This is a genomic window from Gardnerella sp. KA01001 (genome assembly GCF_049244025.1).
Taxonomy (GTDB): Bacteria; Actinomycetota; Actinomycetes; order Actinomycetales; family Bifidobacteriaceae; genus Bifidobacterium; species Bifidobacterium swidsinskii.
Genome location: NZ_CP058366.1, coordinates 78251 through 103146, shown reverse-complemented (window position 1 = coordinate 103146; position 24896 = coordinate 78251). Strand labels below are relative to the sequence as shown.

The 24896-nt window shown below is 44.3% G+C and carries 22 protein-coding genes; 17 read left to right on the top strand and 5 right to left on the bottom strand.

Going from position 1 to position 24896, the window contains the following annotated elements; all coding sequences use genetic code 11:
- Positions 1-40: 40 nt before the first annotated feature.
- Positions 41-751, top strand: coding sequence for a Crp/Fnr family transcriptional regulator (locus tag HXT59_RS00455; protein WP_004110206.1), 711 nt, complete (start codon positions 41-43; stop codon positions 749-751).
- A 58-nt stretch (positions 752-809) separates the two neighbouring features.
- Positions 810-3131: a transglycosylase domain-containing protein gene (locus HXT59_RS00450; RefSeq protein WP_421783902.1), complete on the top strand. Its 2322-nt coding sequence runs from the start codon at positions 810-812 to the stop codon at positions 3129-3131.
- A 143-nt stretch (positions 3132-3274) separates the two neighbouring features.
- On the opposite strand, the gene HXT59_RS00445 is transcribed toward HXT59_RS00450, so the two are convergent.
- A complete protein-coding gene (locus HXT59_RS00445) occupies positions 3275-4429 on the bottom strand; it encodes a quinone-dependent dihydroorotate dehydrogenase (RefSeq protein ID WP_102703361.1) in 1155 nt (384 codons plus the stop codon).
- Between the two features lie 203 nt (positions 4430-4632).
- Here HXT59_RS00445 and HXT59_RS00440 point away from each other — a divergent pair, with 203 nt between their 5' ends.
- The 15 genes from HXT59_RS00440 (at position 4633) to rsmD (ending at position 21932) form a co-directional block, all read left to right on the top strand.
- A complete protein-coding gene (locus tag HXT59_RS00440; protein WP_064621441.1) occupies positions 4633-5490 on the top strand; it encodes a DeoR/GlpR family DNA-binding transcription regulator in 858 nt (285 codons plus the stop codon).
- Positions 5491-6019: 529 nt separating this feature from the next.
- Positions 6020-6664 (top strand): peptidase, encoded by a 645-nt coding sequence (locus tag HXT59_RS00435; RefSeq protein ID WP_421783899.1) that lies wholly within the window; start codon positions 6020-6022, stop codon positions 6662-6664.
- Between the two features lie 413 nt (positions 6665-7077).
- The gene (gene rpsF / locus HXT59_RS00430) at positions 7078-7374 is read left to right on the top strand and encodes a 30S ribosomal protein S6 (protein ID WP_004574062.1); all 297 of its coding nucleotides are present in this window, start codon (positions 7078-7080) and stop codon (positions 7372-7374) included.
- 150 nt (positions 7375-7524) lie between these two features.
- Positions 7525-8106 carry a single-stranded DNA-binding protein gene (locus HXT59_RS00425; protein ID WP_119504582.1) on the top strand — a complete coding sequence of 194 codons (582 nt, stop codon included), beginning with the start codon at positions 7525-7527 and terminating at the stop codon, positions 8104-8106.
- 135 nt (positions 8107-8241) lie between these two features.
- Positions 8242-8490 carry a 30S ribosomal protein S18 gene (rpsR, locus tag HXT59_RS00420; RefSeq protein ID WP_004105399.1) on the top strand — a complete coding sequence of 83 codons (249 nt, stop codon included), beginning with the start codon at positions 8242-8244 and terminating at the stop codon, positions 8488-8490.
- Positions 8491-8506: 16 nt separating this feature from the next.
- Positions 8507-8953, top strand: a complete 447-nt coding sequence (gene rplI, locus HXT59_RS00415; RefSeq protein WP_004110231.1) for a 50S ribosomal protein L9 — start codon at positions 8507-8509, stop codon at positions 8951-8953.
- A 334-nt stretch (positions 8954-9287) separates the two neighbouring features.
- Entirely contained in the window at positions 9288-10436 is a 1149-nt protein-coding gene (gene mvk, locus HXT59_RS00410) for a mevalonate kinase (RefSeq protein WP_421784328.1), read from the top strand.
- A 135-nt stretch (positions 10437-10571) separates the two neighbouring features.
- Positions 10572-11669, top strand: a complete 1098-nt coding sequence (gene mvaD, locus HXT59_RS00405; RefSeq protein ID WP_119522406.1) for a diphosphomevalonate decarboxylase — start codon at positions 10572-10574, stop codon at positions 11667-11669.
- Between the two features lie 9 nt (positions 11670-11678).
- On the top strand, positions 11679-14018 hold the full coding sequence (fni, locus tag HXT59_RS00400; protein WP_421783897.1) for a type 2 isopentenyl-diphosphate Delta-isomerase: 2340 nt from the start codon (positions 11679-11681) through the stop codon (positions 14016-14018).
- A 128-nt stretch (positions 14019-14146) separates the two neighbouring features.
- Positions 14147-14341 carry a 50S ribosomal protein L28 gene (rpmB, locus tag HXT59_RS00395; RefSeq protein ID WP_012913853.1) on the top strand — a complete coding sequence of 65 codons (195 nt, stop codon included), beginning with the start codon at positions 14147-14149 and terminating at the stop codon, positions 14339-14341.
- A 103-nt stretch (positions 14342-14444) separates the two neighbouring features.
- Complete coding sequence (locus tag HXT59_RS00390) at positions 14445-16853, top strand: ATP-dependent DNA helicase RecG (protein ID WP_421783895.1); 2409 nt, start codon at positions 14445-14447, stop codon at positions 16851-16853.
- Between the two features lie 289 nt (positions 16854-17142).
- On the top strand, positions 17143-18291 hold the full coding sequence (locus tag HXT59_RS00385) for a PfkB family carbohydrate kinase (protein WP_421783893.1): 1149 nt from the start codon (positions 17143-17145) through the stop codon (positions 18289-18291).
- A 320-nt stretch (positions 18292-18611) separates the two neighbouring features.
- Complete coding sequence (locus tag HXT59_RS00380; RefSeq protein WP_033888576.1) at positions 18612-19550, top strand: nucleoside hydrolase; 939 nt, start codon at positions 18612-18614, stop codon at positions 19548-19550.
- A 118-nt stretch (positions 19551-19668) separates the two neighbouring features.
- A complete protein-coding gene (locus HXT59_RS00375; protein ID WP_004110247.1) occupies positions 19669-21093 on the top strand; it encodes an MFS transporter in 1425 nt (474 codons plus the stop codon).
- Between the two features lie 254 nt (positions 21094-21347).
- The gene (rsmD, locus tag HXT59_RS00370; RefSeq protein WP_012913858.1) at positions 21348-21932 is read left to right on the top strand and encodes a 16S rRNA (guanine(966)-N(2))-methyltransferase RsmD; all 585 of its coding nucleotides are present in this window, start codon (positions 21348-21350) and stop codon (positions 21930-21932) included.
- Between the two features lie 715 nt (positions 21933-22647).
- Here the strand turns inward: rsmD and trmD are convergent.
- Genes trmD through rpsP form a run of 4 tightly spaced genes read right to left on the bottom strand, consistent with a single transcriptional unit; the run spans position 22648 to position 24863 of the window.
- Positions 22648-23514, bottom strand: coding sequence for a tRNA (guanosine(37)-N1)-methyltransferase TrmD (gene trmD, locus HXT59_RS00365; RefSeq protein WP_012913860.1), 867 nt, complete (start codon positions 23512-23514; stop codon positions 22648-22650).
- A 41-nt stretch (positions 23515-23555) separates the two neighbouring features.
- A complete protein-coding gene (gene rimM, locus HXT59_RS00360) occupies positions 23556-24155 on the bottom strand; it encodes a ribosome maturation factor RimM (protein ID WP_012913861.1) in 600 nt (199 codons plus the stop codon).
- Between the two features lies 1 nt (position 24156).
- On the bottom strand, positions 24157-24390 hold the full coding sequence (locus tag HXT59_RS00355; RefSeq protein ID WP_004105376.1) for an RNA-binding protein: 234 nt from the start codon (positions 24388-24390) through the stop codon (positions 24157-24159).
- Positions 24391-24392: 2 nt separating this feature from the next.
- Positions 24393-24863 carry a 30S ribosomal protein S16 gene (gene rpsP / locus HXT59_RS00350; RefSeq protein ID WP_033888579.1) on the bottom strand — a complete coding sequence of 157 codons (471 nt, stop codon included), beginning with the start codon at positions 24861-24863 and terminating at the stop codon, positions 24393-24395.
- Positions 24864-24896 lie beyond the last annotated feature (33 nt).

Sequence of the window (24896 nt, the reverse complement as noted above, 5' to 3'; positions counted from 1 at the left end):
GAGATATCTACTTATTGCTTAATGAAGGGGTAGAGCAGCAATGGCAACACTCAACGTTGACAGCGATGAATTTTCACTGCAACATACCGCATTGTTTAAGCAAGTTCCAGCTGATCAAGTAAAAGAATTGATGCAGTATTTACAAGAATCAACATTTAAAAAAGGTTCTGCAATTTTTAATGAAGGCGATACTGACCATCGAATGTACTTGCTTGAGCGTGGAAGAGTAAAATTAGTTCGTCATTCAAACGACAATCGTGTGCAATTGTTAAGTATTCACACTCCTGGCGAAATTCTAGGCGAAATTCCCGTTTTTGACCCTAGCGGCGGTCCTCGTACAGCTTCAGCAATATCTATTACCAACAATACTAGAGTTTTATGGCTAGAAAATGACGTGTTATTCCATTGGTTAAACAATCACCCTAGTGTTGCAGTAGATATGCTTCAGGTGCTTGCAGCGCGCATGCGAGCAAATAATGAGCGAATTTCCGATTTAGTTTTTATGGATGTTCCTGCTCGTTTAGCAAAGACTTTGCTGAATTTAGCTTCAAGATTTGGTGAGCCTATGAGCGATGGCTTGCTTGTGCCGCATGATTTAACGCAAGAAGAGCTTGCGCAACTTGTTGGCTCGTCACGCGAAACAGTTAACAAAGCACTTATGGATTTTGCAAACAGGGGTTGGATTATGCGCCAAGGCAGGTCAATTATTATCTACAAGCCTGGCATGCTTATTCGTCGAGCTGAACGTTAAAATGCGAATGTTTATGATGCTAGTTTTCAAGTAGAGGCAAACCTTTAAAATAGTACGCATGCCGAAAAAGAATTCACTGACTGTTCGCCGTGTGTTAGCGCTGTTCCTTACCTACATCACTTTGTGTGTTGCAGGAGGTATTGCAGCAAGTATTATGTTTGTTCCTGGCGTAATGAGCGTGAATAGTGTAGTGAAAACAGTAGTGCCTTCACTTCGCGTTGACGGCATCGATTTTGATGTTACCGCGTTGCCGCAAAAATCGCGACTTTACGCTTCTGATGGCAAAACTATTATTGCAACTTTTTATGCTCAAAATCGCACTGTAGTGCCGCTTCGACGCATATCGCAATATATGCAGCGAGCAATGGTTGCTCGTGAAGACCGTCGATTCTTTGAGCATTCCGGCGTAGATATGCAAGGTGTTATTCGCGCATTCGTGCAAACATTCGTTAAAAAGGGAGATATGCAAGGTGGCTCTTCCCTAACTCAGCAATATGTAAAAAATGTGCTTATGATTAAGGCTCGCGAAAATAACGATTCTTTAGCTGAGTATCACGCTTCTGAAGGCACTATTGCACGTAAATTACGCGAAATGCTTATTGCAATTCAAATGGAGAAAAAATACTCTAAACTTGAGATTTTGCAGGGATATTTAAATATTGCGCAGTTCGGTAGCAATAATATTTACGGCGTAGAAACTGCAGCTCATCGCTACTTCAATACGAGCGCTGCAAAACTTAATCTTGTGCAATCAGCAACTATTGCTGCAATTACAAAGAATCCTTCGCGTTATGATCCTTCTATTGAAACAAATCAGCCTGAAGCGCAAAAGCAGCGCAATATTGTACTTGATTTAATGCTTCGTCAAGGTTTTATTACTAAGAGCGAGCATGATTCCGCTGTTGCTATTCCTCTTAAAAGCACTCTTAGTATACAGAGGGAAGTTTCTAAAATTGGATGTCAAGCTGCAGGAGATGCAGCATTCTTCTGCGATTATGTGACGAAGAAAATTTTGCACTCTCGTGAGTTTGGTAAAACTGCTGCCATGCGCGAAAAGTTGCTTACTGAGGGTGGTCTTGATATTTACACAACTATGGATTTGCGTGCTAGTAAGGCTGCTATGAAAGCTGCTAGGGATACGATTCCTGTAAATGATAAGAGCGGTTTTGAGGTTTCAATTGCGGCAATTAAGCCTGGAACTGGTGAAGTTTTGGCGTTTGGTAGCAATCGTATTTATGATGCTACGGATGCTGCAAAATCAGATCCTACGCATACTGCTTTGAACTACGCTGTAGATGAGCGCGATGGTGGCGGTCTTGGTTGGCAAATTGGTTCTACTTGGAAGCCAATTAATATGGTTGCGTGGATGCTTGCTGGAAAGTCAATTAATCAGCCTCTTCGCACTTCTATGCTTTATAATAATGCTGATTTTAATTGCAGCAAATTCCGCGGAGTTGGTAGTTGGTCAGTTCAAAACTCTGGTGGTGGCACAACTAATCCGGAAACTCCTTTGCAAGGTCTTGTGCGCTCGCATAACACCACTCAGGCTTCTATGGCTCAGCAAATTAAGCTGTGTTCAATCGCGGATGCTGCTCGCATACTTGGCTACCACAATTCGCCTCTTGGTCAGGAAAGCGTGTATTCTGCTAACTCGCTTAATCCGCCTATGACGATTGGTTCTGTGCAAGCTTCGCCTTTAACTGTGGCGAATGTGTATGCAACTATTGGTGCTGATGGCGTGGCGTGTGATCCTATTGCTATTAAGCGAGTTGTTGACAAAAACGGTAAGCGTTTGAAAGTTCCTAGTGCGCATTGCCATCAAGCAATTCCAAAGGGAATCGCTCAAACTGCTGCTTATGCGCTGAATCAGGGTGTTGTGCAACCTGGCGGCGAGGCTTCAACTACACAACTTGATGGCGGTCGCAAGACTTTCGCAAAAACTGGTACTAACGAGCAGTACTACATGACTACAGCTGGTTTTGTGCCGTATCAAGTTGCTTCGTTTGTGGCAGTTGGTAACGCTGAATCACAGAAAAGCTTTAATGGCATGACTATTAACGGTCGCACAATGGCAGCTTGGTACGGTATGTATATTGCAACCCCAGCGTGGAAACAGTTTATGAACGACTATTTGAAAGCTGCTAACATTCCTGTTGACAACGATTATGGCAAGCCTGATCCAAAGTATACTGCCGGTGGAACTCTGCCCGGCACGCCTAAAAATACTGTTAAAACTGATCAGCAGAAGCGAGATGAAGACGCCAGAAAGCAGGCAGCACAAGAACAGCAGGAAGAAGCTAAGACGCAAAAGAACACGCAAGATCAGTACGGCACTGCTCGCCGCGACGACTATGGTGATTCAGAAACTGATAATTACTAAATGGTATTTGTTAACTCGTAATTGCTAGTTAACTTACTAAATACTAAGTTGTTTTGTGCTGTTCCTTATACAAATAAACCCTTACTTATGCTACTTGATTGTGAGCAAAGTAAGGGTCATTTTTAGCGCAAATACGCACTGTGCTAGTTCAAATCCGCACCAACTGCGTCTGCAACATGCTCAAAGCCGTCGCGCTTCAAAAGATCCGCAAGTCCGCGTTTCAGCGTCGTAATTTGTTGCGGTCCTCTGTACATAAGTGACGTAATAAACATAACCAAGTCAGCGCCTGAGCGAATCTTCTCATATGCTTGCTTTGGCGTAAATACTCCGCCAATGCCTGCAATAGCAAAACGTTCACCAAAAGCTTTGCGCGTGCGTCGAATAAGATCGTTGCTTGCGCTGTAGGTAGGACCTCCAGAAAGTGCTCCTTGCCAATCTTCCGGAACATCAAGTCCTGCGCGATTCTTTTGCAAGTTTGCAATACTTACTCCGTCAACTTTATGTTCGGCAAGTACGTCAAGCAGAGATTTGAACTGTTCCCAACCGCCGTGTAAATTAAGCGGCATCTTAACTAACGTTGGCTGAGGTCGCTTAATAGTGTCAAGATCAGTGAATAATTTGTCAAGTGCTTCCGGCTGACTAAATGGTTCACCCACACGCGTGTTCGGGCATGAAATATTTACTTCAATTATTGAGCTTTTTCCGGCTGCACGTTCCATAGAAATATGGTAGTCTTCAATTCCTTCTTCCAAGTCGCCAACTAAGTCGTCGTTTGTGCGCGCAATAGAAATAGACATATTCATAGATTTTGCGTGCGTCCAAGCTTTCTCGGCTCGTGCAACAACGGCTTCGCTGCCATCGTTTGCTAGTCCTGCGTGTACAAGAATAGAGTCATATTCTGGAAGGCGATGATACCAAGGTTTTTGATTTCCTTCGCATGGTCGGCTTGTGGTAGAGCCAACTGTTTCAAATCCAAAGCCGGCGTTGTCTAGCACGGTTGCCATTTGGCAATTTTTATCTAGTCCTGCACTTAAGCCAAACGGGTTTGCAAAATTCACACCCATGACATTAGTTTCTAGCACCGGGTCTGTGTAGTTAAGCATTTCGCGAAGAAGCCACATTAACCCAGGAGTGCGCTCGCTAAATTTGCAAAAATTAATCATGCGATCATGCGCTTCGTCTGGAGGAATGTTAAAAACGAAATGCGGTTTAATAATGTGTTTGTATGAGAATGTAAAAAGGTCTGTCGTTGTTTTATTGACGACATTGTGCAATGAGTGTTCAGAAACGTAATACATATTTATATAGTAGGGCATTATTGTTATATACGCCATTCCTTAGTGTATTTTGTGCGTTTTCTTCCTTAGTACGCGTTCGTTTTTGTGCGATTTTTCACAAAACCTGCTTTACTTGACAACAAAATGTGCGTTCTTTTCGTTTTAATGCCCTGAAACGCTCAATTACGTTTGTTTTTTGCGTTTACGTGTGCGATAATGTTCGTATGATTTCTTCACAGCGTCAACATTTGATTTTAAGTCGTCTCCGTACGCGCGGTGCTGTTCGCATTACTGCGCTTTCTAAAGAACTGAACGTTTCTGCTATGACGGTTCGCAGGGATATCGCAGAGCTTTCGGATCGTGGGCTTTTAAAGCGCGTTCACGGCGGTGCTGTAACGACTAATACTCTGCTTTCGGAGCCGCTGTTTTCTGTAAAGTCGCAAATGGACATTGGTTTGAAGGATGCGATTGCGCGTTTGGCTGTGGACTATGTTTCTCCTGGGGATGTGATTGCTATTGGCGGCGGTACCACTGCTTATGTGTTTGCGCAGCATTTGCTCGAGTCTCGCAGGGCTTCTGGCATTACGATTTTGACTAATTCGATTCCTGTTGCGGAGCTTGTGCAAGCTTTGGAGTCGAAGGATGTTGAGGTTATTGTTACTGGCGGCGTGATTACGCGTTCCAATTCGCTTGTTGGGCCTATTGCAGATAAAGTTGTTGCTTCTCTTCGTGTGAATACCGTTTTTCTTGGCACGCATTCTGTGTCTCTTCCTCGCGGATTCCTTATGCCAAATTCTTTGGAAGCTGCTACTGATATGGCGTTAATGGATATTGCGGATCGCACGATTATTTTGACGGATCATACTAAATGGAGTTGTACGTCGCTTTCGCTATTTGCTCGTTTTGATCAGGTTGATACTGTTATTACCGACGATGGTTTGGATGCTGATTCTCAGCTTCGCACGCGTGAGCTTGTAAAGGATTTGGTTTTGGCACCTGTTATTGACGAGCGAGATGTTCTTGATGCATCTAATGGTGACGATTTAGCAAATTCTGAAGATTCTGACGATTTGCTTGATTAGTATTTTGCAAGTATTTTTGCAAAGTTTGATTTTGCGCGCTGATGATTTTAATGCCCGAGTGAGTTATTTACTCGGGCATTTTGTTCTTGCTGTTTGGTTTGGTTTCAAGTGTGCCGATGTTTAAACAAATTTTGCTATGTTTAAATAAAGCGTGCCGATGGTTAAATATTGCGTTTTTTGTTGTTTTATAAGGCTGTTAGAGAAATCACAAAACTCAAACCTTAAAGAAAGCTGAAAAAATGTTAAAAAAATCCAGTATATGGCGTGTCGCGTAATTTTTATCAAAAAATACAGAAAAATGCCGTAAATATTTCTGCTTTTTAATGAATATAACGAATATTTATTAAGATTTTTTGTATTTTTGATGCTGAGAAACCTGAATTTTAGTGTTGAGTTTTCTGAGAGCTTGCGGTAAGTTTTAACTCAGTTACCGGTTGAATCCCTAGTTCACTGGTACGAGCGGGAAACCGCAAATGGCAAATTTTTCTTCGTGTACCTAGCACGAAGGAGAAGAAGAAAGGAAAATATTATGTTGAATAAGAAGGCTATCGCCGCATTCGCTGCTGGCGCCACCCTCCTCTCTGGTTTCGCTTTTGCTGTCCCAGCAATGGCTGAGGCTCCTGCAGCTCCTGCAGCTCCTGCAGCTCCTGCAGCTCCTGCAGCTCCTGCAGCTCCTGCAGCTCCTGCAGCTCCTGCAGCTCCTGCAGCTCCTGCAGCTCCTGCAGCTCCTGCAGCTCCTGCAGCTCCTGCAGCTCCTGCAGCTCCTGCAGCTCCTGCTGAACCTACTTATAATAAGTCATTCTATAAGACTGAGACCTTTGAAGAGCTTGATGCTCGTTTGGCTAAGGAGAAGGCAGAGAAGGAAGCTAAGGCTAAGGCTGAAGACGAGAATGATAAGTATGAGCATTCTCCATTTGGCAATAAGGACATGGATTACGCGAAGTGTGTGAAGCTTTACGGTAAGGATTCTCTCGAGTGCAAGGCTGTCGCTGACTACCTCAAGCGTCATGGTCAGAAGGTTGATGACAAGGCTAACGACAAGAAGTCTGATAAGAAGTCTGAAGCTAAGAAGGCTGCTCCATTGGCTAAGACCGGTGCTGCTGTAGCTTTGGCTGCTGTTGCTGCTTCTGTGCTTGCTGGCATGGGTGCTGCTCTTCGCAAGATCCGTCACTAAGCTGAAATCTGATTCAGTGATGAATCATTTGGGCTTTAGCTTATTGGTTGATTGTTGAGTCGGTTTTTCTGTGAATTACTTAGTCTAGTGTGCTAAAAGGTGCGCTAGACTAAGTTTTTTTTATGACAATTTTGTGCTCTGTACGCTCGTGTTCACGTCTTCGTCCTCTTTTTACGCAACTGTAAAGTTTCTGTCGTTATTTGCTGGTTTCGCGGCTTTTTCTTTACGCTGCTGTAAAGTTTCTGCCGCCTGACACCATCGTTTAAGCGCGTAACTCTCGTCGTCACGAGCGTGCTGTAAAATAGCAAAGTTGTGTGCGGTTTTGGTGCTTATCATCAAACATATCGCGCATATTTTGCAAACACACTCCTGCTGTGGAAGGTCCACAGCCGATAGTCCGAAGGAGGTGGGTGATGTCTGCACATAAGTATGAACTGATGTTCATTGCAAATCCTGAGCTGGATGAGCACGGTCTTAAGAAGTTGACCGAGCAGTATCTTGAGCTTGTCACCAACGAGGGCGGTTCCGTTGACGGCACCGATTACTGGGGTCGCCGCAAGTTTGCCTACGAAATTGAAGGCAAAACCGAAGGTAACTACGTTGTGGTGAACTACACTGCCGAGCCATCTGTAAGTGACGAACTTGACCGTGTTTTGAACCTTAATGAATCTGTAATCCGCACGAAGATTCTTCGCAAGGACGCTAAGTAAAAACTAGCAAAACTAAGTAAGCTCTAGTGAATTAAATAAAAACTAGTTAAGCTAAATAAATACGTAAACAACCGCGCATAAGTTGCGCACAAAATTGCCAGTAATCACTGATATGTGATTACGAGTAAAGCGAGAAAGAAAAGGCACGATATGGCAGGTGAAACAATTATTACCGTCGTGGGAAATCTCACTTCGGATCCTGAATTAAGGGCACTTTCCAACGGTGCTTCTGTTGCGAGCTTTACCATTGCATCCACACCTAGAACGTTTAATCGTAATACGAATCAGTTCGAGGATGGGCCTGCATTATTTATGCGTTGCTCAGCGTGGAGAGACTTGGCAGAACATTGTGCAAACAGCCTTTCTAAAGGCACGCGCGTGATTGCTCAAGGCAGGTTGTCGCAGCGTTCGTATCAAGCGCAAGACGGCTCGAATCGCACAGTTGTTGAACTTACGGTTGACGAAATTGGTCCATCTTTGCGTTATGCAACTGCGCAAGTTAACCGCCAAAGCTCTTCAACAGGTTTTGCTGGTGGCTCGCGCGCATCAAATGCTGCTGGTGCAGGTTATGCTGGCGGAGCAAATTATGCTGCTAGCCAGGCTGCTTCTCAGCATGCTGCAAGTTCTTCAGCGGCTGATCCGTGGAGTGCTGCTGCGCCAACAAACGATAGTTTTTCAACTTTCGGTGCCAATTCTGATTTTGGCGGCGATTCTGAAGAACCCGAGTTCTAGCGTTTTAGTTGAGCTATAGATAGCGTATTTATTTGTTTATTTATGCACTTATTTACGCGCTTACTTAATCCTTATAAATACATCATCAGTTACATGTTATGCAAAAAGCATAACGGATTTGAGAGAGGACATCTTATGTCACGCAAAAGGCCGCAACCACCGGTCAAGCCTTTCAAGAAGAAGCCAAATCCTTTGAAGGCTGCCAAGATTACTGAAATTGATTATAAAGACGTTGCTTTGCTGCGCAAGTTCGTTTCTGACCGCGGCAAGATTCGTTCCCGTCGTATCACCGGCGTAACCGTGCAGGAACAGCGCAAGATCGCGAAGGCAGTGAAGAATGCTCGCGAAATGGCTTTGCTTCCTTACGCCACTACCGGTCGCTGATTGAGAGGATAGGAATATGGCTGAAACCAAAGTTATTCTTACCAAGACTGTTGCCAACCTCGGTCACTCTGGTGACGTTGTTGAAGTTAAGGCTGGCTATGCTCGCAACTACCTGATTCCTCAGGGTCTTGCTTTTGCATGGAACAAGGGTGCTGCTTCCCAGATTGAAGCAATGCGTCGCGCTCGTCTTGCCAAGGCTGTTGCCACTCGTGAAGAGGCAGTTGCAGCTAAGGCTCAGATTGAAGGCACCGTTGTGGAGCTTTCTGCTAAGGTTTCCGAATCCGGCAAGCTTTTCGGTGGCATTTCTGCCGAGAAGATTGCTGCCGCTTTGGCTTCCAAGGCTCAAGTTGAGGCTCGCGCAATTAAGGTTGCTACTATTAAGACCACTGGTGAGTTCCCAGCAACAGTAACGTTGCATCCGGAAATCACCGCTTCCTTCACTGTTAAGGTTGTGGCTGAGTAAGTAGCTTTGTGAATTTTACAAAACATGTTGCAGCGAGCAGATTCTTGCTTTTAGTGGTTTTTGCTTTTAGTGGTTTTCTGCTTGTAATACATGTGGATTGAACTTAAGCATTAGCTCTGCGTTTGCGTTGTATTGAGTTTTCTCATTGCGATGCTGCGCAGAGTTTTTTTATGCTGCAATATTTTGAAAATGTGAATGTGTTGTAAGTGTCACGTGCGTAACGTAGTTTTTTAAGTTCTACTCGACTAAATTAGAACAGTTGGAAAATTGCGAAATCATAAAGGAGATGCAAACTGTGCTGGAAAGCAAATATGAACTGGCCGACGAGCTTAGTATGAACGCAAAAGCGCAAGATGCCAGCATATCTGCTATTCGCAATGACGAAGAGTATGCTTGTAAAAATTCCGTAAGCGCAAATCTTGAAAACGCAATAAAATACAGCAATCACAAAGGATACGGCGAAACTTGCGCGAAGGTTATTCTTTTTGGCGAACATTCCGTGGTTTATGGTCATTCTGCAATAGCTTTGCCGCTTAAAAACTTGCGTATGCGCGCTGTCGTAACTAATTGCAATGAATCTTTAGTACCTGTATCGTGTAAATCTTTAGCATCTGCATCACGCGAATCTTTAGCATCTGCATCACGCGAATCTTTAGCATCTACGACGAATCTCGATTCACATATAACTCTTTCGTGCCTTGACTTTACTGGCAAACTTTCCGAAATTCCTACGCGCTTTAATAGCATACGAACAGCAATTCGCGCGTCGCTAGAGTTTGCAGGGTGGAGCGGTGAGAATTTGCACATTTTTACCGAGTCTGATTTTCCAGCAGAACGAGGTCTTGGCTCGTCTGCGGCTGCTGCTGGTGCTATAATTCGTGCGATTCTTGACTATTATGGCGTTTCAGCTAGCGATGATGAGATTTTTAAGTTGACGCAGACTGCTGAGTGCGTGGCTCACGGACGTTCTTCAGGCTTGGATGCCACTGCAACCGCTGCTTCCTGGCCTGTGCGTTTTAGTCGTGGCTGTTTTGATCGCATGGAAATTAACATGCGTGCGTGGCTTGTTTTGGCGGATTCTGGATGCAAAGGAATGACTCGCGAAACAGTTGAAGCTTTGCGTTCTCGTTTAGAATCGAATCCTGTTGAAGTTGGAGCGCAGCTCAATAAATTGGGGGAGATTGCGGCTGTTGCAGAAGATGATTTGGCGTTTGGTCGTATTGAAAATATGGGTAAGCAAATGACTTTCGCACACCGTATTTTGGCGGATTTGGGCGTAAGTACTGCGAAACTTGACACTTTGGTAGATGCTGCTTGCAAACATGGCGCGTTGGGTGCAAAACTTACTGGCGGAGGTGGTGGAGGATGTGTCATTGCGCTGGCTGATAGTGAGGATGCTGCTAAGCGAGTGAGTGAAGCTTTTAAAAATGCAGGAGCTTGCGATACTTGGATTGTGAATATAGGTGATTCTGCAATAAATTGAATCTTATTTTTACTTGAAATGTAGCATAAACTTTACAGTTATTTAAAGAAAAGAAGCTTGTGCGCACTGTTTTGCTAAAACATTGACTAGCACATTAACAAACGAGAATTACGTATCTGCCGCAAAAGGAACAGTATGCAAAATGTTGAAATTCAGCCAAAAATAACGTTTGACGCTAGTCTTTCACCCAACTCAGCTTTTGCTAAAGCAAACGCGAATATTGCGCTGATTAAGTATTGGGGTAAGCGCGATGAAAAGCTGATTTTGCCTTATACTTCCTCGCTTTCGCTCACCCTTTCTGATTTGTTTACAACTACAAGCGTAAGTTTTGCGAATAATCTTGAACAAGATACTTTTACTTTAGATAATGAAAAGATTTCGCCGTCTGCAAAAACTTTTCGTCGCGTAGTCGCTATGCTCGATTTGGTGCGTGAAATTGCAGGAATTTCAACGAAAGCAAGCGTTATTTCGCATAATATTGTGCCAACTGCTGCCGGTCTTGCATCGAGCGCGTCTGGTTTTGCAGCTCTTGCGTCTGCTGCCTCGTACGCTGCTGGATTAAACCTAACTCCACGAGAACTTTCTAGACTTGCAAGACGTGGTTCTGGTTCAGCTTGTCGTTCGATTTTTGGAGGACTTTCAATTTGGCATGCAGGCTGCGACGACGAAACGTCTTACGCAGAGCCTATTGAAAACGCACAAGTTACGCTTAAAAATTTAAACCTTGCTATGATTGTTGTTACTTTGGACGATAGTAAAAAGCCGATTTCTAGCCGAGAAGCGATGCGCAGAACGGTTGAAACTTCGCCAACGTATATGCAATGGGTTGAGCAGTCGAAAGACGATCTTGAAATTGCTAAAAACGCAATTAAGCAAGCAGATATTGAGCAATTGGGTGAGGTTGTTGAACGCAATGCTTTTGGAATGCACGAAACTATGCATAATGCTGTTCCGTCGGTGAATTATTTAACTAGCAGCACGCATATTGTGCTTGAAGCGGTTAAAAATATGCGAAAAGATGGTTGGCTGGTGTGGTCTACGATGGATGCTGGTCCAAATGTGAAGGTGCTTACTTCTGGAGATGATGCTTATCGTGCGATGTGTCAGTTGCGCTCGCGAGTTGAGGATGGTTTACGTAATTCTAGCGTTTTTTGTAATACAGAATATTGCGAGCCGAAATTTGCGATTGCGCTGCCAGGTGACGCTGTGACGGTGAGTACGAGTTTAAAATAGGCGGATAATATGACTCAAGTGCGCTCTAGTGCCCCAGGAAAGCTTTATATTGCTGGCGAGTATGCTGTTGTTGACGGCTGTGCTGCAATTGTTGCTGCTGTTAATCGTTATGTAACAGTTAGCATAAGTGATGAAACCTTAAACGAAGAGTTACGCGAAAATTTGCAGAAAAATGCGCCTAGCAACAGAAATTATTGTGGTGTAATTACCTCAGATGGTGAAAAATATGAACCGCTTCTTTGGGCGCGTACATCCGACGGAAGTATTGAAATACAAAACGACGGAAAATATGCTTATGTGCTCGCTGCAATGTGCGTAGTCGACGCTTATGCTAGTGAGAAATGTGCGCCAAATATTAACCGCAAAAGTTACAATGTGCATATTTCTAGCGAACTTGATGATGCAAAAACTGGTAGAAAATACGGTCTTGGATCTTCTGCTGCAGTAACTGTTGCGGTTATTCGCGCGTTGTGCAAATGGTATGATTTGAATCTTTCGACTCCGGAAATTTGCAAGCTAGCGTTGATTGCGTCGTCGAGTGTTAAAAAATCCGGAAGTGGTGGAGATGTTGCTGCCAGTTCTTATGGCGGTTGGATTATGTATCGCGCGTATAACCGCGAGTGGCTTGAAGCTGAGCTTGCGTTAGTAAAATCCGGATGCTCTGATTTCGATGAGTTGTTGCACAAAAAGTGGCCACGACTGGAAGTTAAGCGTTTAAATGTAGATAAGTCGCTAAAACTTTTAGTCGGGTGGACTGGTTCTCCTGCGTCTAGCGCAAAGCTAGTAAGGAGCGTAGAAAATAGCGTTAAAACTAGTGCTGAAGGTAGTACGGAAAGTAGCGTCAAAACTAGTGCTTTTGACAATAAAAATCAACTTTTTACTTACGAAGATTTTTGCAAACAAAGTGAGATTTGCGTGCAAAAACTTGCGCGCGCAATTGAAAAGTTTGAAATAAGCGAAATTTCTAGCGGTTTTGCTCAAAATCGTGCGTTGTTACAAAAATTAAGTGCTCTTACTGGAACTGTTATCGAAACGCATGAACTTACAAAATTTATTGAAATTGCGACTTATGCCGGTGTTCCTGCAAAAACTAGCGGTGCAGGTGGGGGAGATTGTGCAATTGCGCTGTCGACAATTTATGACAATAATGTAATTGAAACTATGAAATCTACTTGGGAAGCCAATGGAATAAAGCCATTGAATATTGATGTTACGGAAATTTTTGGAACTGGTAAGCCTTCTGAAAATATTGTATTAGACGCGTTTGCTAAGAGTCGCGAACCTAATGCACAATCTGCTCAATCTTGCACAATACAAAACCGCAAAGACGCGCATATTGCGCTTGCGGACAAGCAGTATAAAACTCGTGCAGATTCAGATTTTGACAAAGTGCGTTTTGTGCCGAATGCTTTGCCGCAAGTTGCGCTTGAAGAAATTGACGCTAGCGTGAACGTGCTAGGAAGCGAAGTATGCGATTCTGTGCATTGGTGCTCGCCGATATATATTAACGCAATGACCGGCGGAAGTGATGCTGCTAAAAAAGTGAATGCAAGTCTTGCTAGAGTTGCTGCAAAAAATTCTGTTGCTATGGCGAGTGGATCTTTGAGTGCTGCTCTTCGAGACGAAACTTTACTCAGCACTTTCAGTGTCATAAGAAGCGAAAATCCACATGGATTTGTGATGGCAAATGTTAGCGCTGGAACTAGTGCGTCTGATGCATTGCGTGCTGTAAACATGATTCATGCGAATGCGTTACAAGTGCATTTAAATGCTGCACAAGAGTTGGTTATGCAAGAAGGCGATCGCGATTTTCGAAATTGGTTGTGCAATATTGAGTCTATTGTCAGTGCGTGCGAAGCACTAAGCGTGCCTGTGATTGTGAAGGAAACTGGATGCGGAATTTCTGCTAAAGATGTTCATCGTCTTAAAGATGTTGGAGTGCGCACTGTAGATGTTTCTGGTCGTGGCGGAACTAATTTTGTAACAATAGAGAATGCTCGCAGGAACTTAGGCGACTGTGATTATTTGGCTGATTGGGGTCTTACTACTGTTGAGTCGCTGGTTGACATACGCAAGTGTGATTCGTTAAAAAATATGGAAGTTTTCGCAAGTGGAGGAGTTCGCACGCCTTTGGATGTTGTGCGTGCGTTGGCTTTGGGTGCTTCTGCAGTTGGTGTCGCTGGCGAGTTTTTGCATACGCTTATGCATGAAGGTGAGGATGCGCTTTCTTTGCAAATTGATAACTGGCAGAAGCAAATTAGGGTGATTATGGCTCTTCTTGGATGCAAGACAGTCAAGGATTTACAAGAAAAGACTGAGTTCGTGCGCGCGGATTGTCTTGGTAAGTGATATACTTGTGTAGTTGTGCGTTCAAGCGTGCTTATTTGTTTATGCAATGTGCGTAAGTAATTTGCGTAAGTAGTTCGTGTGTTTGAATGACGCAAGACTTGCAAGTCAAAGAAAATAGGAGTCCAATTATGGCAGCTCGTTGCGCAGTATGTGGCAAGGGACCTCAGACTGGTTTCACTGTTTCACATTCGCATATCCGCAATAAGCGCACCTTCCGCCCGAACCTTCAGCCGGTTCGCACCACCATTGATGGCGAGAACGTTCGCCTTCGTGTGTGCGTGAAATGCATTAAGGCTGGCAAGGTTCAGCGCGTTGAGGCGTGATTCGCGCATTGTATTGCGTTTAAATTGTAAGGCCCTGAGTGTTGCTCGGGGCTTTTTTGTATTTGCATATTTTTTCGTGCGCACGTTATATTCCTGATTGCGAATGATTTATAATCGAAATATGCTAAATACGCCCACGAACTCAGCCAAAATGCATACTTCGCTTTGTGCAATAATCAGCAATAAGCGACGCGTTTCTGCATTAAAATCTTTGGGCATAGTCACAGTCGAAGACGCGCTAACTTACTACCCATTTAGAGTCACAAGTCCACTGAGAATTGCGAACTTAAAAGATGTAAAAATTGGCGAAGAAGTGGCTTTCTATGCGCAAGTTCAGTCAATTAACGTTGTGCCTATGAACGCTCGTCGCGGTTTTAGAATCGAAATTAACGTTTTGCAAGATATGCAAGTGGTAGCTCAGCTTATTTATTTTTCTAAAAATCGTCAATACGCTCAGTGGCTTTCCGCAAAGATGCATGTTGGCGAAATGGTTGTTGTTGGCGGCATGTCTAGCGCTTTTAATGGTAAATTGCAATTTACGCATCCTCAAATTCTTACTGTATCTGCTGCAGAAGAAAGCGATAGCTTGCATCAATCTCGCGATACTGTAAGAAGCGTGGAAGATGGTTTGGTGCGTATGAGCGCTCCTATGCCCGTGTATCATGCAAATTCGCGAATCTCTAGTGAGCATATTCACGAAACAATACTTTCTATGCTGTCTGCACTTTCTGAAGATTCTGCATCTTCCGCAGCTTCCGCATCTTCCGCAGCTTGCGCTACTGAATCCCTGCAAATCCCAAATATTACGCCTGAATCAGTGCTAAAAAAACGTAACCTCATGACTAGAGCGTCAGCAATATACTCAATTCATAATCCGCAATCAGTTGACGAATTTTATAAAGCTGTTGACTCGTTGCGCTATGAAGAAGCTTTTATTTCCCAAGTAGCTGTATTGCGATCTCGTGAAGATTCTAAAGATAATCAAGCAAAATCTTGTAATAATTCTCTTATAAGAAATGAATTTGTGGAAAGTTTGCCGTTTGAGCTTACTGCAGGTCAAAAAGATGTAATTGATGAGATTGTACGTGACATGCGTGAGCACCATCCGATGCGTCGCTTGCTTCAAGGTGAAGTTGGTTCCGGAAAAACAGTTGTTGCGCTCGCTGCAATGCTCGAGGCAGTTGGATCAGGCTATCAGGCTGTGCTTGTGGCTCCTACTCAAGTTCTGGCGTCTCAACATGCCGAAAATTTGCGCCAAATGATTACGCGCGCGAATCTAAAAGTGCCTGTAATCGTCGTAACTGGAGGCATGAGACTTGCGGATCGCAGACGTGCGCTAGCGAGTGTGGCAAGTGGAGAGCCTTCGCTTATTGTTGCAACTCATGCAGCGTTCTCATCGACTTTTAAGCCGACTAATTTAGCTTTGGTAATTATTGACGAGCAACATCGTTTTGGTGTTGAGCAGCGCGATGTTTTGTTGCGCAAAATGAGCGTAGATTCGCATAATAGTGCTGAAAAGTCTTTTACACCGCATCTTTTAGTAATGACTGCAACGCCTATTCCGCGCTCTGCTGCTATGACGTGGTTCGGTGATTTGGATGCTTCGTATTTAACTGAATTGCCTGGAGGTAGAAAACCTATTCGCACTTTTGTTGTGCAAGAATCGGATGCGAATACTATGGCGAGAATGTTTGCGCATATTCGTGCTCGCATTGATGCAGGTGAGCGTGCGTATGTTGTTTGCGCGCATATTGATGATGATTTTAATGAGGATTCTGGTAGTGCTTCTGCTAGTAATTTTGGTAGGGATTTTGATAGCGATGAATCTGAAGCTTTTGAAGATGTTTCGCAATCTGTGCAATCTAATCAATCTGAAGAAAATAACGCAGATTCTTTGCGCAAACTTCATACAGTTAACGGCATTTTGAAGCGGCTTTCAGCTTTGCCGCAATTTAAAGGCGTTACTTTTGCTAAGCTTACTGGTCGCGACGATGATGCTACGAAACGCGAAACGATGGAACGTTTTGCGCGCGGAGATGTGCAAGTTCTTGTAGCTACAACGGTTATTGAGGTCGGTGTTGATGTGCCTCAAGCGAGTTGCATTGTGATTTTTGACGCGGATCGTTTTGGCCTTGCGCAATTGCATCAGTTGCGTGGACGTGTTGGGCGTGGTGGCACGAATTCTTGGGCATTTTTGGTTGCGCAAACTGAGGATGGAAGTCTTGCTCAAGAACGTTTGCAAGTTGTTGAAAATTCGCTAGATGGTGCCGTAATTGCTAAGAAAGATTTGGAATTGCGCAATGTTGGTGATGTTCTTGGCGATAAGCAGTCGGGTGGTCGCTCGAGTTTGAAGATTTTGCGAGTTGTTAAGGATGTGAAGATTATCGCTATGGCTCGTGAAGATGCGTTGGAGACTTTGCAAAAAGACACTCATCTTGTTTCGTTGCCGTATCTTGCAGGTGCAGTGCTTGATTTTACGAGAGGCGGAAGTACGCAAATCGTAAGCAATTAAAATTCTAAAGTTCTGAATTTGCGCGCAAAATATCTTATAAAGATTACAATATTGTATGAATAAAATATCCTATAAAGAAAAGTATAAAGAAAAATTATTGCATATTTATGCACTTAATTTAGTAAAAAATACGGTAAGAAACTATTTTTAATTGATAATTAATATCAACTTTTGTTAGATATAATATAAAAAAACAACAAAATTACATAAATTTACGTGCATATTATGAGAATTGTGAATATCCTAGATAGTAGGCATCATTTGTAATCACAATAGAGATGAGGCGACAATGACCGAACGCGAACAACAAATCTTGACTTGGATTCAACAAAACCCGATGATTAGCCAACAGGAACTTGCAAATCTCGCAGGAATTACTCGTTCAGGTGTGGCTGCTCATATTTCCAATTTAATTCGCAAAGGATATTTACGAGGTAAGGGATATATTGTTACTCCTCCAAGTTATGTGACTGTTGTTGGCGGAATTAGCATGGATGTTCTTGGCATTGCTTGCGGAGATTTGATGGATTACACGTCTAATGCTTCCCGTGTGCGCTATATGCTAGGCGGTGTTGGAAGGAATATTGCAGTCGCGTTGGAACGTCTTAATATTCGCACAAGCATGGTTTCTGTCTACGGTGGCGATCACAACGGAGAGCTTTTCCGCATTGATGCTGCTGCAAACGGTTTAGATATTGGTTATGCGAAGCAACTTCCTGAGTCGATGACTGCTTCGTACATGTATGTTGGTGACGCTTCTGGTCAGCGTTTGCTTGCTTTAGACGATATGAGTATTTACGACCACATGACTCCTGATTTTTTGCGTGAGCGCATGTCCATTATTGAAAATGCTGATATTTTGGTGTTGGATACTAATATTCCGCAAAAGTCAATTGAGTGGCTATGTGACCGTTATCGCCGTCCTATTATTGTTCGTGCAATTACGGATGCAAAAGCTCCTCGAGTGCTTTCTAGATTGTCTCGTATTGACACTCTTATTTTAGATACTGCTGAATCGCAGGCTTTAACTGGCGTTAATGCTGTTGACGAGCGTTCTGCAATTCGCTGTGCGAATGTGCTTCTCAAGCGTGGAGTAAAACGTGTATTTGTAAATGCCGGTCGCGCAGGAGTTGCTTATGGTGTTGCAGATGAGGGAGTGTCGTTCTATCCTGTCCCAGTTAAGCGCATCCAGAGAATGATGCTAACTCGCGGAAATAGCAATGTTGGTGTTGAAGCAGTCGGCAACGACAACGGTTCTAGCGATGCTGCTACTGCGGCGCTTATTTACGCGCGATATAACGAATTTGATTCTTCAAAAACTGGCAGATTTGCGGTTGCTGCTGCAGCTTTGAATACTGAATCTATGCAGCCTGTACATGAGTTGTTTAATCCAGAACTTATTTCTCAACGCATGACGAATATTCATGAGCGCATTTAATTAGTGCTTTTTGCGCTGATTTTATTTCTTTTATTTAATTTACGAATTAATCTTGTAAATTTTTCTTGCATACAATCCTAGGTCTGCTATACTTGTTATTAGTCATTTGTTTAGTTATATAAACAAATGTTAGGTAATTAGTGTTGTATGATGCAATGAAGCGTATGTGCAGCGAAATGCGTAGTGGCGTACGGGCATGGATCATAGAGCAATTTACGCATAAATTAACAGCAGTTAGTAGCAAACGTAATAGCAAAAATAACTGAAAACTATTTACGTAAGTTATTAACAAGAAGTTAGTTATCTACGAAGGAGTAATGATGACTTCAATCATCCTAGATTGCGATCCTGGTCATGATGACGCCATGGCTATTCTGTTGGCACTTGGTAACCCAAATATTGAGTTGCTCGGCGTAACTACAGTTGGCGGCAACCAAAGTCTCGAAAAAGTCACGTATAATGCGCGTGCAACTCTCGAAATGGCTCGTGCAACTCACATTCCAGTTCACGCAGGCTGCGACCGACCAATGGTCCGCCCTCTGGAAGTTGCGGCTTCCGTGCACGGCGAAAGTGGCTTAGACGGCGTAACGCTTCCAGAACCAACGCGACCATTGGACGAAGGCCACGCTGTAAATTGGATTATTGATACGATTATGAGCAACGAACCTGGCACGATTACGCTTGTGCCAACTGGTCCGCTCACCAATATTGCTATGGCAGTGCGCCTTGAGCCACGAATCGTGAGACGTGTGAAGGAAGTTGTGCTCATGGGCGGCGGATATCACGTTGGTAATTGGAGCGCGGTTGCTGAGTTTAATATTAAGGTTGATCCAGAATCTGCGCATGTTGTGTTTAATGAGGATTGGCCTATTACTATGGTCGGCCTTGATTTGACGCATCAGGCACTTTGCACTCCTGAAGTGCAAGCAAAGATTAATGCTATTGGCACGCCTCTTTCTGCGTTTGCTAGCGGTTTGATGGACTTCTTCCGTAAAGCGTATAAGGATAATCAAGACTTTATTGATCCGCCAGTTCATGATCCTTGCACGATTGCTTATTTGATTGACCACAGTGTGGTGGCTACTCGTCGCTGCCCTGTAGACGTTGAAATTAAGGGCGAATTAACAGTTGGTATGACCGTTGCAGATTTGCGCGGACCAGAACCATCCGCAGAAGAATGCCATACGCAAGTTGCAACCAAACTTGATTTCGATAAATTCTGGGATTTGATTATTGACGCGCTGAAGCGTATCGGCTGATTTGTACTAGAATTATTCACGATATTTTGCGCAACAATACTGCAAATTTACCGAAAGAAAATAAAGCGGTAAAGTTGCGCAAAAATAAAATTTATACGAAATTTGATATGAGGCTATTATGACTGAAGTTTCATCTCCAACGCCTTCCATGCTAGACAAGGGTGGGCGATCAATTGTTGCGCTAATGACGGCGCTACTCGTTGCTATTTTTGCTTTCCAGCTCAACGCTTCAATGCTTTCTCCAGCATTAGCAACAATGACAAAAGAGCTTCACGCAACCGATACGCAAATCGGCTTAACTCAAACAGTGTTCTTTACTGCTGCTGCTTTATTCTCACTGTTTTTGCCGCGTTTATCTGATTTAGTCGGTCGTAAGAAGGTGCTTATTGGCATTTTGATTTCAACGATTGCGGGCTGCGTAGTGTCTGCGCTTGCTCCAGATGTGAATATTTTGATGCTTGGACGTATTTTGCAGGGTGCTTCTGGTCCTGTAGTGCCGATGTGCTTGATTATGCTTCGCGTGCGCGTAACTGAAGAAAAGCGTTACGCAAAGCTAATGGCAATTTTGACATCTGTAAACGGTGGTATTGCTGGCGTTGATGCGTTGCTTGGCGGTTGGCTTGCTGGAAAGTTTGGTTTCCGTTCGGTGTTCTGGACTATGGCAGGTATTGCTGTAGCGGCAGTGATTATGGTGATTGTTGCTGCTGAAGAATCTTATGCGGAGGAAACTTCAAAGATGGATTGGTTGGGCGTTGTGACGCTTGGTATTGCGTTCCTTGCAGCATATCTTGCTATTAATGAAATTGATAAGCTTGCAAATGCTAACTTGACTATGGTTGCAGGCCTTGTGGTAGTGGCTGTAATCTTCTTCGCGATTTTCTGGAGAATTGAAGGAAAGATTGCTGCTCCTTTGGTTTCGACGCATTACATGAAGCAGCGTCGCACGTGGGGCTTGCTTTCTTGCACGCTGCTTACCATGACTGGCGTTTTTGCTTTGATGAATGGTGTAGTGCCGCAGCTTGCTCAGGATGCTAAGTTTGGTGCTGGCTTGGGTGCTGACGTGGTGAGCTTTGCAACGTTGACGCCTTACGCAATTATTGGCTTCTTGTTTGGGCCTGTGGCTGGTATGCTGGCTGCCAAGTTTGGTTACCGTTTGGTACTTCGTGCTGGCATTATTGTCAGTGTGATTGGCGTTGTGTTTGGTATGTATGTTGCTAATAATCCATCGGTGTGGTCTTTGGTTGCGCTTTCGCTGGCTTTGGGCGTAAGCTACGCAGGTGTTGCAAACATTATGCTTAACGGACTTGGTATTGTGCTTTCTCCAAAGGATAATCCAGGATACTTGCCAGGCATGAACGCTGGTGCTTTTAACTTGGGTGCTGGCTTAAGCTTCGCAATCCTGTACGCTGTGATGACGAATGTTGCAGGAACTAATGGTGCAACAGGCGGATACATGGCTTCGATGGTTGCGGGCATTGTGTTGCTTGCGCTTGCGTTTGCTTGCTCCTTCTTAATCCCGAATCCTGAAGAAGTAAATAAGTAAGATTGACGCGTGAGTTTGCGTAATCTTAAGTGAATAAAATTAAGCGGTAAAGCTAGGATTTCCTATGCTTTGCCGCTTTTTGCTTTCTACGTGCGACACTCGCTTTACACAGCTGTAAAGCGAGTATCGAAACCGAAAACAAATGCCAGTAAATTCTCCAACAAATGTGTTTAAAACTCATAGACAATACTAAATAATCACAAAATCGCATTGAGTAACAATGACTGTCGGGAGGGGGAGGATAAGCTAGAAGAATGCACATTATTGCTGGACGTTTTAAATCTTTGCCGCTTACTTCAGCGCAGTCGTGTACAAGACCTACTACAGATCGCACGAAAGAAGCGATATTTTCTAGGCTCGATTCGTGGGATGTTATGCACAATGCTCGCGTTCTTGATTTATTCGCCGGCACAGGTGCGTTAGGAGTTGAGGCGCTATCTCGTGGCGCGCGTGAGCTTGTTTCTGTTGAAGCAAATTCGCAAGCGGCTGCGCTGATACTTCGTACGTCGAAAGCGTTGCAGAGTTCAAAGGTTTGGGATTCTGCGCTTTCTATGAGGGTTCTTCGAAAGCGCGCGGAGCAGTTCGTTGCGGATTATAGTGGGGAAGCGTTTGACTTGATTTTTATTGATCCGCCTTATGCTTACGAAACTGCGGATTGCGAAAGTTTATTGACTTCGATGATTGCGAGCGGAGTTGCGAGCGTTTCTGCGGATACGTTGATTGTGTTGGAGCGTAGCGCGCGAAGTGTTTTGCCGACTATGCCTGAGGGCTGGGAGCTGTTTGATACGCGTAATTACGGAGAAACTTCCGTGCTGTTCATTCAGCCTAAGCGCGATTGATCTGATTCGGCTTCGTTACAATCTGTTTTTGTACTCAGGATGTGGCGCGAGTTTCGGGGGATTTCTTTCCTCGCATGCGCTACGACCTGCTTTCACACAGCATTGCGCGCGTGAAAGCAACTCGGAGCGTGAGCTTGCTCAAGTTGAAAGCACGGTGTGCTTTCAACGCAAGCTCAGTAGCGAGCGCACCTAGACCGCGCGAGCGTTCCTTCGGGCGCTTTATTCTTAAACGTTTTTTAACGATACGCTCGCGTTTTATTACGCTCGCTTGCGAAACTCGCTTAAGTTGGAAGTCCACTGGACTTCCAACTTAAGCGAGTTTCCGCATTGAAGTGCCTCCGCGCGCTACGCTTTAAGCGCTCCGGCAAGTCAATGCGCCCAGTCCTCTTTTAGTGCTCGTAAAGAAATCCCCCAAACTTTGCGTGTTTAATCGTTAATAACCGTGTCTATCGCAGAGATTTTTCGATTTTTCTTCTTCGCTTGGCGAATCAGCAGCCTGCGGCTCTGACGTTCGCCGCGCTCAGTGCGAAAAATCTCAAATCTCTACCACACGAATATTAGTACATTGAAGTTAGCGTACTAAACAGGTGGTGGTGTTATGGTGGAGAGATTTTGTGTTGTGCGTGCGGCAGCAATAATGTTAGTGTTCTCTAATCAACAAGTAATTAACGCTAGCATAGCAATACTGTTGCCGGAGTATTTCCGGCTTTTGCTGCTAGCGCGAGTTTTTGCGCGGATGATCGCCAGAAACTTCCCATCCGAGCGACATAAGCGTTTTTCGATCCGCTTTATCTATCTTGTGGCAGTCCAATTTTTCAATCAAATCAGGTCGAATTTCGCTTGTGCGAGATATAGCTTCATCTCGACGAAAACGATCAACTTTGGCGTGATTTCCGGAAGTGAGTATTTCCGGAACGCTTATACCTCGCCAAGTAGTTGGACGCGTGTATTGATGGTGTTCCAAGAGTGCGTCCGATCCTGTGTACGACTCTTCAACAATCGACTCAGGATTTCCCATAAACCCAGGGATTAAGCGTGTAATTGCCTCAAGCATAACGCTTACTGCAACTTCTCCGCCATTTAGCACGTAATCGCCAATTGAATACTCGCGTACGTCAATTCCTTGCGCGCGGTAATATTCTGGAATCCTAGCGTCGTAGCCTTCGTATCTGCCGCATCCAAATACCAAATGATTTGCGTTGCTTAATTCCGTTGCGTCTTTTTGCGTAAATAGTGGGGCAGAAGGGTTCGGGAATATAAGAATTGGTTTAGTTGAGTCTATTTTATTAGTCGCGATTTTTGCTTCTTCGCAACTATCGCACGTATCGCACGTATTTTTTACTTCAGATTTTGGCAAGTTAAGCAGCTCGTCTAAGCATTCCGCCCAAACTTCAGGCTTCATAACCATGCCGGCGCCACCGCCAACCGGCGTGTCATCAACCGATTGATGTACATCGTGAGTCCATTTGCGTAAATTGTATGCGCGAATTTGCAACAAGCCATTATTTTGCGCTTTGCCTAACAAACTTAGGTCTAGCATGCGAAAATATTCTGGGAATACGGAAATAATATCGATGTCCATCATAAGGCACTCTACTACGAAAACTGATAAAACTATGAAAACTACGAAAGCCCCGGAATTAGACCGCCCGGAGGATCAATAGTCAAATACCCGTTTGCAACGTCAACTTCCGGCACAAGTGCCTCAACAAATGGCACAAGCGCAGTCTTATTATCGTCGTCAATCGGATTATTCAAGCGGATTTTTAGCAAAGATTGCGCACCGTCGAGCACATCCACAACTTTTCCAATAGTGCAAGCCGGCAGCCCAAGCTGATTTTCTTCGCACAAGCGCGCTTGTAAACCGACTAAATCCTTAATATACCAAGCATTTTCGGCAGCAAGTTCTTGCGCATCTTCCGCATGTACATACAATTCAGTGCCATTAAGTGCTTCCGCATCGTTGCGATTTTGTGATTCTTCGAATAGTAAAATCCAACGATTTTTGAATGTTCTTGCGTTCTCAATAACGAACTCGCGCTCGCCGTCTGCAGTGCACAATACATTTCCTGGCTCAAAACGTTCGTAAGGCTCATCTGTAAAAATTTGTACAGTAACTTCGCCTTTTAAACCTTGGGCTTTACCGATACGACAAACCCTCAGCAGGTCATTACGACTTTGCTGAGGGTTGTCAAAAGATTGTTGGTCTAATGCCACGTTCATCTCACTTACGTACGTCCATAATGTCAACGCGCACATTGTGGTTGCTCAAAGCTTGCACAACAATGCGAATTGCATTAGCGGTACGACCATTGCGTCCAATAACGCGACCAATATCTTCAGGATTCACGCGTACTCGAAGCAATTCGCCGCGAGCATTTTCGTGAGAACGTACCGACACGTCATCTGGAAAATCCACGATGTTCTTAATGAGATGTTCAACAGCTTGAGCCAGCATGATTACTCAGCCTTTTCCTCGGCTTCGGCAGCTTCCGCAGCTTCAGCTGGGGCTTCTTCGGCTTCGTTTGCAGCGGCTTCAGCTGCAGCCTGAGCCTTAGCAGCGGCTTCAGACTTAGCGGCCTTCAGCTTCTGAGCTTCAGCTTCAACAGCTTCAACGCGAGCCTGTGCGTCTGGACCAGCTTCAGAAGTCTTCAACGTGCCTTCGGCACCGTCGAGACCCTTGAACTTCTGCCAGTCACCAGTGATCTTCAAGAGTTTCAACACTGGTTCGGTTGGCTGTGCGCCAACGCCAAGCCAGTACTGTGCGCGCTCAGAATCAATCTGAATCATAGATGGCTGCTTGTTTGGATCGTAAACGCCGATCTCTTCGATGGACTGACCGTTGCGCTTGTTGCGTGAATCAGAAATGACTACACGGTAGAAGGCATAGAACTTCTTGCCCAATCGCTTAAGACGAATCTTGGTTGCCAAAATGGCTCTCCTTATAACTAGAGTCGTGGAATT

Excerpts from the sequence above, each read along its gene's own strand:
- HXT59_RS00355 (WP_004105376.1), bottom strand. The coding sequence starts at position 24,390 with ATGCTGGCTCAAGCTGTTGAACATCTCATTAAGAACATCGTGGATTTT.
- mvaD (WP_119522406.1), top strand. The coding sequence starts at position 10,572 with ATGCAAAATGTTGAAATTCAGCCAAAAATAACGTTTGACGCTAGTCTT.
- HXT59_RS00440 (WP_064621441.1), top strand. The coding sequence starts at position 4,633 with ATGATTTCTTCACAGCGTCAACATTTGATTTTAAGTCGTCTCCGTACG.
- trmD (WP_012913860.1), bottom strand. The coding sequence starts at position 23,514 with ATGGACATCGATATTATTTCCGTATTCCCAGAATATTTTCGCATGCTA.
- HXT59_RS00445 (WP_102703361.1), bottom strand. The coding sequence starts at position 4,429 with ATGTATTACGTTTCTGAACACTCATTGCACAATGTCGTCAATAAAACA.
- rplI (WP_004110231.1), top strand. The coding sequence starts at position 8,507 with ATGGCTGAAACCAAAGTTATTCTTACCAAGACTGTTGCCAACCTCGGT.
- rpsR (WP_004105399.1), top strand. The coding sequence starts at position 8,242 with ATGTCACGCAAAAGGCCGCAACCACCGGTCAAGCCTTTCAAGAAGAAG.
- rpsF (WP_004574062.1), top strand. The coding sequence starts at position 7,078 with ATGTCTGCACATAAGTATGAACTGATGTTCATTGCAAATCCTGAGCTG.
- HXT59_RS00375 (WP_004110247.1), top strand. The coding sequence starts at position 19,669 with ATGACTGAAGTTTCATCTCCAACGCCTTCCATGCTAGACAAGGGTGGG.
- HXT59_RS00390 (WP_421783895.1), top strand. The coding sequence starts at position 14,445 with ATGATTTATAATCGAAATATGCTAAATACGCCCACGAACTCAGCCAAA.
- HXT59_RS00450 (WP_421783902.1), top strand. The coding sequence starts at position 810 with ATGCCGAAAAAGAATTCACTGACTGTTCGCCGTGTGTTAGCGCTGTTC.
- rimM (WP_012913861.1), bottom strand. The coding sequence starts at position 24,155 with ATGAACGTGGCATTAGACCAACAATCTTTTGACAACCCTCAGCAAAGT.
- rsmD (WP_012913858.1), top strand. The coding sequence starts at position 21,348 with ATGCACATTATTGCTGGACGTTTTAAATCTTTGCCGCTTACTTCAGCG.
- fni (WP_421783897.1), top strand. The coding sequence starts at position 11,679 with ATGACTCAAGTGCGCTCTAGTGCCCCAGGAAAGCTTTATATTGCTGGC.
- HXT59_RS00385 (WP_421783893.1), top strand. The coding sequence starts at position 17,143 with ATGACCGAACGCGAACAACAAATCTTGACTTGGATTCAACAAAACCCG.
- HXT59_RS00380 (WP_033888576.1), top strand. The coding sequence starts at position 18,612 with ATGACTTCAATCATCCTAGATTGCGATCCTGGTCATGATGACGCCATG.
- HXT59_RS00455 (WP_004110206.1), top strand. The coding sequence starts at position 41 with ATGGCAACACTCAACGTTGACAGCGATGAATTTTCACTGCAACATACC.
- HXT59_RS00425 (WP_119504582.1), top strand. The coding sequence starts at position 7,525 with ATGGCAGGTGAAACAATTATTACCGTCGTGGGAAATCTCACTTCGGAT.
- mvk (WP_421784328.1), top strand. The coding sequence starts at position 9,288 with ATGAACGCAAAAGCGCAAGATGCCAGCATATCTGCTATTCGCAATGAC.
- rpmB (WP_012913853.1), top strand. The coding sequence starts at position 14,147 with ATGGCAGCTCGTTGCGCAGTATGTGGCAAGGGACCTCAGACTGGTTTC.
- HXT59_RS00435 (WP_421783899.1), top strand. The coding sequence starts at position 6,020 with ATGTTGAATAAGAAGGCTATCGCCGCATTCGCTGCTGGCGCCACCCTC.